Annotated in this window: 8 protein-coding genes and 1 pseudogene; 4 read left to right on the top strand and 5 right to left on the bottom strand. The window is 54.8% G+C overall.

Going from position 1 to position 8,148, the window contains the following annotated elements; genetic code table 11:
- Nucleotides 1-107: 107 nt before the first annotated feature.
- The gene (gbdR, locus tag VC35_RS12975) at nucleotides 108-1,211 is read right to left on the bottom strand and encodes a choline metabolism transcriptional regulator GbdR (RefSeq protein ID WP_046040493.1); all 1,104 of its coding nucleotides are present in this window, start codon (nucleotides 1,209-1,211) and stop codon (nucleotides 108-110) included.
- Nucleotides 1,212-1,771: 560 nt separating this feature from the next.
- On the opposite strand from gbdR, the pseudogene VC35_RS12970 reads away from it, so the two are divergent.
- From VC35_RS12970 to VC35_RS12960, 4 genes and pseudogenes are all read left to right on the top strand, one after another.
- Nucleotides 1,772-1,987: pseudogene (locus VC35_RS12970) on the top strand (formaldehyde dehydrogenase, glutathione-independent); the annotation flags it as partial.
- 534 nt (nucleotides 1,988-2,521) lie between these two features.
- Nucleotides 2,522-2,929, top strand: a complete 408-nt coding sequence (locus tag VC35_RS29500) for a hypothetical protein (protein ID WP_185754774.1) — start codon at nucleotides 2,522-2,524, stop codon at nucleotides 2,927-2,929.
- Between the two features lie 629 nt (nucleotides 2,930-3,558).
- Complete coding sequence (locus VC35_RS12965) at nucleotides 3,559-3,849, top strand: hypothetical protein (RefSeq protein WP_046040491.1); 291 nt, start codon at nucleotides 3,559-3,561, stop codon at nucleotides 3,847-3,849.
- 133 nt (nucleotides 3,850-3,982) lie between these two features.
- Nucleotides 3,983-4,543 (top strand): hypothetical protein, encoded by a 561-nt coding sequence (locus VC35_RS12960; protein ID WP_046040490.1) that lies wholly within the window; start codon nucleotides 3,983-3,985, stop codon nucleotides 4,541-4,543.
- A 33-nt stretch (nucleotides 4,544-4,576) separates the two neighbouring features.
- Here the strand turns inward: VC35_RS12960 and VC35_RS12955 are convergent, their stop codons facing one another.
- Genes VC35_RS12955 through ctaD form a run of 4 tightly spaced genes read right to left on the bottom strand, consistent with a single transcriptional unit; the run spans nucleotide 4,577 to nucleotide 8,104 of the window.
- Nucleotides 4,577-4,894 (bottom strand): cytochrome C oxidase subunit IV family protein, encoded by a 318-nt coding sequence (locus VC35_RS12955; RefSeq protein ID WP_046040489.1) that lies wholly within the window; start codon nucleotides 4,892-4,894, stop codon nucleotides 4,577-4,579.
- 13 nt (nucleotides 4,895-4,907) lie between these two features.
- Nucleotides 4,908-5,633 (bottom strand): heme-copper oxidase subunit III family protein, encoded by a 726-nt coding sequence (locus tag VC35_RS12950; RefSeq protein WP_046040488.1) that lies wholly within the window; start codon nucleotides 5,631-5,633, stop codon nucleotides 4,908-4,910.
- Nucleotides 5,634-5,639: 6 nt separating this feature from the next.
- Nucleotides 5,640-6,332: a cytochrome c oxidase subunit 3 gene (locus VC35_RS12945; RefSeq protein WP_046040486.1), complete on the bottom strand. Its 693-nt coding sequence runs from the start codon at nucleotides 6,330-6,332 to the stop codon at nucleotides 5,640-5,642.
- Nucleotides 6,329-8,104: a cytochrome c oxidase subunit I gene (ctaD, locus tag VC35_RS12940; RefSeq protein WP_046040485.1), complete on the bottom strand. Its 1,776-nt coding sequence runs from the start codon at nucleotides 8,102-8,104 to the stop codon at nucleotides 6,329-6,331. Before ctaD ends, VC35_RS12945 begins: the two co-directional genes overlap by 4 nt.
- Between the last annotated feature and the right edge of the window lie 44 nt (nucleotides 8,105-8,148).

Below are 8,148 nucleotides of genomic sequence, written 5' to 3'. Positions count from 1 at the left end.
AGACATGGTCAAAGCCGTCGAGTAAGTCCTGCCTCAGCGCAACACTAAAATGAAGCGCCCTCCCCTATCCTGCGAACATCACACTTTCGCAGGATAGGGGTGAAGATTTATAGACGAACGCTGGCAAAAGTTGATTCGTTACGTGCCTGGCTCAAAGCTGACATCGAACCAGCCAACGGCGAGAGCACCAATGCTTGCGGCAGCGGCATCATCGCCACCTGCTGCGCGGTATTGGAACCGACGCGCTCGTCACGCGGCGGAATGCCGAAGTATTCGCGGTAGCACTTGGAGAAGTGCGGTGTGGACACGAAGCCACAGATCGAAGCCACTTCGATGATCGACATCGGCGTTTGCTTGAGCAACTGTCGCGCACGGACCAGACGCAGCTTCAGGTAGTAACGCGACGGCGAGCAGTGCAGGTACTTCTGGAACAGCCGCTCCAGCTGGCGACGGGACACGTCGACATACACCGCCAGTTCGTCCAGGTCGATCGGCTCTTCGAGGTTGGCCTCCATCAGCGCGACGATTTCCTGCAACTTCGGTTGATTGGTGCCGAGCATGTGCTTGAGCGGCACGCGCTGGTGATCCTGTTCGTTGCGGATGCGCTCGTAGACGAACATTTCCGAGATCGCAGCGGACAGTTCACGCCCGTGATCACGGCTGATCAAGTGCAGCATCATGTCCAGCGGCGCGGTGCCTCCGGAGCTGGTGAAACGGTTACGGTCGAGGGTGAACAAACGGGTACTCATTACTATCCGCGGGAAAGCTTCCTGCATCGCCGCCAGGCACTCCCAGTGCACGCTGCAATCGAAACCATCGAGCAGTCCGGCGCAGGCCAGGGCCCAGCTGCCGGTGCACACCGCACCGAGACGGCAGGCCTTGCGGGCCTGGCTTTGCAGCCAGGATACGTGTTCACGGGTAACGGTGCGCTGAATGCCGACGCCACCGCAAACGATGATCATGTCCATTGGCGGGGCTTTGTGCATGGAGGCGTCAGGGGTGATTTGCAGGCCATCACTGGCCCAGACCTGGCCGCCATCGACGGTGAGGGTGGTCCAGCGATACAGCTCGCGACCGGACAACTGGTTGGCCATCCGCAGCGGTTCTACAGCGGACGCCAGAGAAATCAGCGTGAAATTGTCCAGCAGCAGAAAGCCGATGGATTGAGGCGCACGGTTCTGGGGTTGGGCCCCGGAGTTGAACGTCGTCATCGCGGTATCTCCTCACACAAAGCGAGTGATTGGCCTCAGGCAAAGGCTCTTTTTATTCTCCCATCCAAAAGTTGGTGGGTTTGTTCCTGTTCAACCTGCAAAGGTCATACCCAGTTACATATGTTTGAACGGATCCAAAAACGACATCATCCAATGTCTCTAAGCTGAGGGTTTGCAGGGAGGGAGCCATAAGGAAAACGCTTGAGTTTGTGCCTGCGCTCATCAACGCTGTGCACTTTCGTAGCATATACGCGAGAGATGTCTATAAACGACAACTTACTTGTCACCGACATCCACATGTCGGTTTTTGAATAAAATAATGACCAATGCCCCGATTTGGGCTGGCACAAGCGCCATGCTCGATAAAAGTGCTCTGTGACCGGGACAAGGCGTACCAGTAACTACGCTCGAGGAAAACCCTGACATACGCCGCGCCTGCTTCATGCTGGCGCGGCACACCCATGTCCTGTGCAATGGAGGTATCTGAGTTCAACGATTTGGCGGTGGCGGTGGCGGTGGCCGCCCGTGTCTCACCTCAACCGAGGAACATCCATTGATTGATGGCCCGAGAAAAGTCGCAGGGCTTCGAGATCGCCGACCTGTCCCTGGACACGCCGCTGCACGAACAGATCGCCGCACTGCCCGGCGAACCGGAAGTGGATTGCGCCATCGACGCCGTCGGCTTCGAGGCCCGTAGTCATGGTCATGACGGCGTGAAGCACGAAGCCCCGGCCACCGTGCTCAACTCGCTGATGGGCGTGGTACATGTGGCAGGTATATTTCAAAGTCCGAAGGGACTGAGCCACCATGCGAAGGAAATCTAGTCATGTTGATAAAAGTCGAAAGACTGAGCACATCGGACGACTGCAAAGTTCAGGAAAGTTTCAAATTTAGACTTAGCTTGCAAACTTACCTCACTCAGCACGTTAAAAATTTAAGCCAATTTAAAGCAACTCAAAGTTAAACGTCTTGTGAGGCAAAAAGTGACACGAGGTACGTTCGACGCCACCACTTTTTAACTTACCTTGGCAGGTAAGGATTATGCATTAGAGCGGCTTGAGCTAACGTACTATCGACATATGGGATGTGACCTAAAGGTACTTTTTGAGTGATATGGTTCACCCCGTGGGCGACATGATTCACCTGAATGTTCGGTTTGTCAGCATAAAAATCGAGAAAAACCACATGACGGGTCTACGTACGACCATTGGTCGCATTCGCTGATGACAGGTAGCAAAAGATCAGAAATCCGCTATTACATTAGTAACTGCAACTTCATTCATTGCACATCGTCAGAGGAACGCCCCGCGATGCGAAACTCACTTAAGCATTCGAGACTTCGTTTTGGCTTTTTATTTACTGTTATCTCAATGGGGCTGACTGCTTGCACCAGTAACGAAAATATTATTACACCTGCCAAAGAAATTACTCGACCACCTATCGATGATAGCGAGACTTCGTCTGTGCGTGTCACTACTAGCTGGATACAACACTCGCTTAGCCAAACTGACTGCCTGAAGCACGCCGGAGCGGCTCTTACAAAAGCGAGATATTTTGTTGATGCTGGAGACAGATCAGTCTTTGGGTTTCGTGAAGGTATGACTTTTTCGATCCGCTGCGACTACGAAGGAGTTGCTTTTTTAGCAGTGGCTTATCGCCACAGACCAAGTACTCAAATCCAGGATCGGGTCTTGAATGAAATAACCAGGTTATTTTAAGGACTAAGGCTAGAGGTCTAGGAGCTCGTCCATAGCAAGATCAAATGCCAGTTCTCTTTTCTGAGGTAAAATCTTGGCTTACCCATCTCCCACCTATGCCACCAAATTCAAGGCGGCCAGTGGTGCTGTGCATGACTGCAATCAGCTGGAGGTCGTGCCGCCGCACCGTCGGAGCATCAAATACCGAGAGCCAGACGATATTTCTCCGACTTCCCCCTTGCATCACTTCCTGATCGGTTGAATCCACCGTCGATGGCCCCCTTCACAACAGGCAGCAATGAGCTGTGCAGTCATTCATTGTGAATGAAATCAGGGGCGATTTAGTCTTGGTGGCCTCCGATGCAGGTTTTGGTTTCTCTGTGTCTGCTGCGATAGCCTGGGTGGCTACTGCGATTGCCGCTACCAGGGAGCAGATAACCCCCTGCCATCCTGAGAGGCCGATACTCGGGTCGTTCTCTGACGGTCGTGGCAGGCCGCAATCAGCCAAAAGCGGCCGGTGGTCGTTGCGATACGACTGTCGCCAGCATTTGGCTAAGCTTAATAAATCAGGACGAACTGAAACCTAAAGTGATTGCGGCCATCAACGGATCTGGATTGGCACCAAGGCGGCACTCCCAAGGGAGACGACTATGTATGCGGTGATAAGAACCTACCTGGGTACTGGAGCGAAGCAGTTTTTCGAACTGTTGGAAGAGCGCAATGCCGACGTCGAAGCTACCCTGCGGACAGTGCCTGGCCTCGTCAGCTACACACTGTTGAATACGGGTGATGGTGGCACGTCGGTGACTGTTTGCACGGACAAGGCCGGCAGCGATGCAAGCCTGAAAGTCGCGCGTGAATGGATTCAGAAAAATGCATCGAATATCCACGCGAACCCGCCAATCGTGACGGAAGGTCCGGTCATTGTGCAGATCAGCTAGCGACCGGTATGCAGGATGGCGAGTGCTATACTTTTTTCAAATTGCACGGGGTGTGCAACGTTCCCCACAGTACAACTACCAACTGCTGCCGGACAGAGGAGGTCTACAGCTAACCCGAGACGGGAGGTGTGGCATGAACCGGCACTATTACATCAGTGACAATCTCAACGATCTTGAAACCGTTGAATATGAATTGGAAGCCAGCGGCATCAATTCCGAACAGATTCATGTACTAAGTGAAAAAGTCGCTGATGTAGAAGAACATCACCTCCACGAGATCAGTTCACTAATGGAACAGGATGCTGTTCACTCTGGTGAGATTGGTGCGGTGATCGGTGTGCCACTCGCGGCGTTGGTCCTGCTTGGCGCCTATTGGATGGGTTGGACCGAATCCCCCGCAGGCTGGATGCCCTTTATCTTCCTTGCCATTGTTGTATTGGGCTTCTGCATCTGGGAAGGCGGTTTTTTCGGGTTCCAGGTGCCGAACACTCACTTCCGCAATTTCAAGCAGGCAGTAAAAGAAGGCAAACATATCTTCTTCGTGGATGTTGAACCGAATCAGGAATCGGTACTGGACCAGGTCATCAATCAGCATCCGAAGCTGAAGATCGCCGGCACAGGAGCGGCAGCCCCGCACTGGACAGTGGCCTGGCAGCACAAATGGCATCAGTTCAAGCGAGTGATATCGGGTTAGTGCCTGGAGACTCAAGGCCATCCGAAAAGCTGCTTACTGGCCAAAGAAAATGACCCGGCTGAGGAAGACATAGTCTGCCTCGGTGGCCATCAGCCCGATGAGCACCAGTAAACACAGAGGCGGCACCAGTATGGCGTAGACCATGGCCAGGCGCTCCCATGCCATATGCATGAAGATGGAGACAATCAAACCTGCCTTCAACAACATGAAAGTAATAATCAGGGTCCACCGAAGGTAACCATGGAAGTGGAAATAGTCGACAAGGTACGACAGCGTGCTGAGGACGAATAACAGCCCCCAGATCTTAAGGTACAAACTGATTGGATGTTGCTGACCCTGAGCATGTGCCATCACCCGTGCTCCTCTACCATAAATAGAAGAATGCAAAAATAAATACCCACACCAGATCCACGAAGTGCCAGTAAAGCCCGGCTATCTCGACGTTCTGATAGTTCCCGGAGCGCTCATAATCTCCGCGCCTTACTTTCAGCGCCACAATGCTGAGGTAGAGGGCGCCGATTGACACATGAAGTCCGTGAAAACCGGTAATCATGAAAAAGCAGGCGCCAAATTGCGCCGCGCCCATGGGGTTCCCCCAGGGACGCACCCCCTCTGCGATGAGCTTGCTCCATTCGAATGCCTGCATGCTGACGAAAGTCACCCCCAGGGCAGCGGTCGCCAGCATCAGGGCCGTGGTTTTCGCGCGATCACGGCGATAGGCGAAATTGACGGCCATGGCCATGGTGCCGCTGCTGCTGATCAGCACAAAGGTCATGATGGCGATCAGGATAAGCGGGATTTCCCTGCCGCCGATCGTCAATGCGAACACTTCACTGGGGTTCGGCCAGGCGCTGGTGATGGTCATGCGTACCGACATGTAGCCGGTCAGAAAACAGGTGAATATAAACGTATCGCTGAGCAGGAAAATCCACATCATCGCCTTGCCCCAGGGCACCTGCTTGAAGGCCTCTTTATCCGAGGACCAATCGTTGGCGATGCCCTGCCATCCCGGTGCAGGCAGCGAACCTGGTGGATTGGATGAACTGATCTCGGCTTGGGCTTGGGCTTCGACTTGCGGGAGCAATGCCATGGATGTTCACCTCAGGCCGCAGAATCTGGCGATGACGTCATAGGTTTGTGGCGAGCTGGCCAGCAGCGCGAACAGCACGAACCAAAGGCCCAGCAAGTAATGCCAATAGATGGCACAGAGCTCTACGCTGGCGCTGAGTTGCGCCAGTGGCACATGACGCAGGAACTTAGCGACGATCCAGCACCAGGCGATCAGCCCGCCCAGCAGGTGGAGCCCATGCAGACCGGTCAACAGGTAGAAGAAACTGTTGGCCGGATTGCTGGCGACAAAGTAGCCCCAGGCGACAAACTGCTGCCAGACCCAGAGTTGCCCCGCCAGAAAGGCAATGGCAAAGACACCCCCCAATGCAAAACCAATGACAGTTGCGCCCAACCGAGCCTTTCGGGCGGCCATACGCGAGCACTGCAGTGCGATGCAACTCAATACCAGAAAAGCCGAATTCAGCCAGAGCGGTCGGAGATTGCCTAACGGCGCCAAAGGCTCTGTCAGGGGTAGCCAGTCGGCCATTTGTGAACGGGCGACAAAGGCGATCAGGAAGAGGAAGAATAACGAACTCACCACCACCAGAAACAAGCGCAGGCCTATCCTTGCGGTTTGCCTTCTATCGGCACCCTCGCCGGCCTGAATACCCTCAGGGTCGCGACTCCAGCTGCCGCCAGGATCAGCGCCGTCGGCGTTTCTCAATAGCAGCCTGTTCATGGCTTGACGTCCGCTATCTTGGTCCCGGCACTGAGTTGCCGCATGTGCTCCAGCTCCTCGGCGGAGACCGTTTGCGGCACGAAATCCTGCTCTATCCCCGGCACACTGTAGTCATAGGCCCAGCGATGCACGACCGGCAACTTCTCTCCCCAGTTACCGTGTTTCGGCGGGGTGTCCGGCGTTTGCCATTCCAGGCTGGCCGCGCCCCAGGGATTGCTGCCTGCGGGCTTGCCCTTGAATGCACTCCAGGACAGGTTGAACAGGAACAGCAACTGGGAAACGCCGACCGTCAATGCGACCACCGTAATGAAGGCATTCAAGTCTTGCGCGGACTGCGGGATGAACGCGTAGTTTTCATAGGCGTAGTAGCGACGTGGCATGCCCTGGAAACCCAGGTAGTGCATGGGGAAGAAGATGGCGTAGGTGCCCAGAAAGGTAATCCAGAAATGCAGCTTGCCCAGGGTGTCGTTCCACATGCGCCCGGTGATTTTCGGGAACCAGTGATAAATACCGCCGAACACCACCAGGACCGGTGCAACCCCCATGACCATATGAAAATGGGCCACGACGAAATAGGTGTCCGAGAGCGGGATGTCCACAATCACATTGCCAAGGAACAACCCGGTCAGACCGCCGACCAGGAAGGTGACGATAAAGGCCAGGGCAAACAGCATCGGCACGGTCAAGTGGATGTCGCCCTGCCACAGGGTCAGCACCCAGTTGTAGACTTTCAGCGCGGTCGGCACCGCGATGATCAAGGTGGTGACGGCGAAGAAAAAGCCGAAGTACGGGTTCATTCCGCTGACATACATATGGTGCGCCCAGACCACAAAGCTGAGTACGCCAATCGCAATAATGGCCCACACCATCATTCGGTAGCCGAAGATGTTTTTACGCGCATGGGTACTGATCAAGTCGGAGACCAGGCCAAACGCAGGGAGAGCAACGATATAGACCTCCGGGTGGCCGAAGAACCAGAACAGGTGCTGGAACAATATCGGGCTGCCACCCTGGTGATCGAGCTGCTGCCCCAGCGAGATCATCGCCGGCATGAAGAAGCTGGTGCCCAACAGTTTGTCGAACAGCATCATCACCGCACTGACAAACAACGCCGGGAACGCCAACAAGGCCATGATCGAGGCCATGAAGATGCCCCATACCGAGAGCGGCATGCGAAACAGGGTCATGCCGTGGGTGCGCGCCTGCAACACTGTGGTGACGTAGTTCAACCCGCCCATGGTGGCCGCGACAATGAAAATCGCCAGTGAGACGAGCATCAGGACAATGCCCCACTCGACCCCCGGTGTCCCCTGGGAAATGGACTGTGGCGGATAGAGCGTCCAGCCGGAACCTGTGGGGCCGCCAGGGACAAAAAAACTGCTGAGCAACACCAGTACCGCCACCAGGTAAAACCAGTAGCTGAGCATATTGACGTAGGGGAAGACCATGTCGCGGGCGCCCACCATCAGCGGGATCAGATAGTTGCCGAAGCCACCCAGAAACAAGGCCGTGAGCAAGTAAATGACCATGATCATGCCGTGCATGGTCATCGCCTGATAATAAGTACTGGCGTCCATGAACGCCAAACTACCGGGAAAGCCTATCTGCATGCGCATCAAGCCGGACAATACCAGAGCGATAAGCCCCACGAAGATGGCCGTCAACGAATACTGAATGGCTATGACCTTGTGGTCCTGACTCCAGATGTATTTGGTCAGGAAACTTTTGGGCTCGTGCAGTGCTTCTGTTTCGGCTTGCTCCGCATAGGCCATCACGTCATCCTCCTGCCGAAGTTTCAGTGTATTCCTGGCTGTTT

The sequence above is a fragment of the Pseudomonas fluorescens genome, from assembly GCF_000967965.1.
In the GTDB taxonomy this organism is placed as follows: domain Bacteria; phylum Pseudomonadota; class Gammaproteobacteria; order Pseudomonadales; family Pseudomonadaceae; genus Aquipseudomonas; species Aquipseudomonas grandcourensis.
The sequence above is the reverse complement of the archived record's forward strand: the minus strand, read 5'-3'. Positions and strand labels throughout refer to the sequence as shown.

Excerpts from the sequence above, each read along its gene's own strand:
- ctaD (WP_046040485.1), bottom strand. The coding sequence starts at position 8,104 with ATGGCCTATGCGGAGCAAGCCGAAACAGAAGCACTGCACGAGCCCAAA.
- VC35_RS12960 (WP_046040490.1), top strand. The coding sequence starts at position 3,983 with ATGAACCGGCACTATTACATCAGTGACAATCTCAACGATCTTGAAACC.
- VC35_RS29500 (WP_185754774.1), top strand. The coding sequence starts at position 2,522 with ATGCGAAACTCACTTAAGCATTCGAGACTTCGTTTTGGCTTTTTATTT.
- gbdR (WP_046040493.1), bottom strand. The coding sequence starts at position 1,211 with ATGACGACGTTCAACTCCGGGGCCCAACCCCAGAACCGTGCGCCTCAA.
- VC35_RS12965 (WP_046040491.1), top strand. The coding sequence starts at position 3,559 with ATGTATGCGGTGATAAGAACCTACCTGGGTACTGGAGCGAAGCAGTTT.
- VC35_RS12950 (WP_046040488.1), bottom strand. The coding sequence starts at position 5,633 with ATGGCATTGCTCCCGCAAGTCGAAGCCCAAGCCCAAGCCGAGATCAGT.
- VC35_RS12955 (WP_046040489.1), bottom strand. The coding sequence starts at position 4,894 with ATGGCACATGCTCAGGGTCAGCAACATCCAATCAGTTTGTACCTTAAG.
- VC35_RS12945 (WP_046040486.1), bottom strand. The coding sequence starts at position 6,332 with ATGAACAGGCTGCTATTGAGAAACGCCGACGGCGCTGATCCTGGCGGC.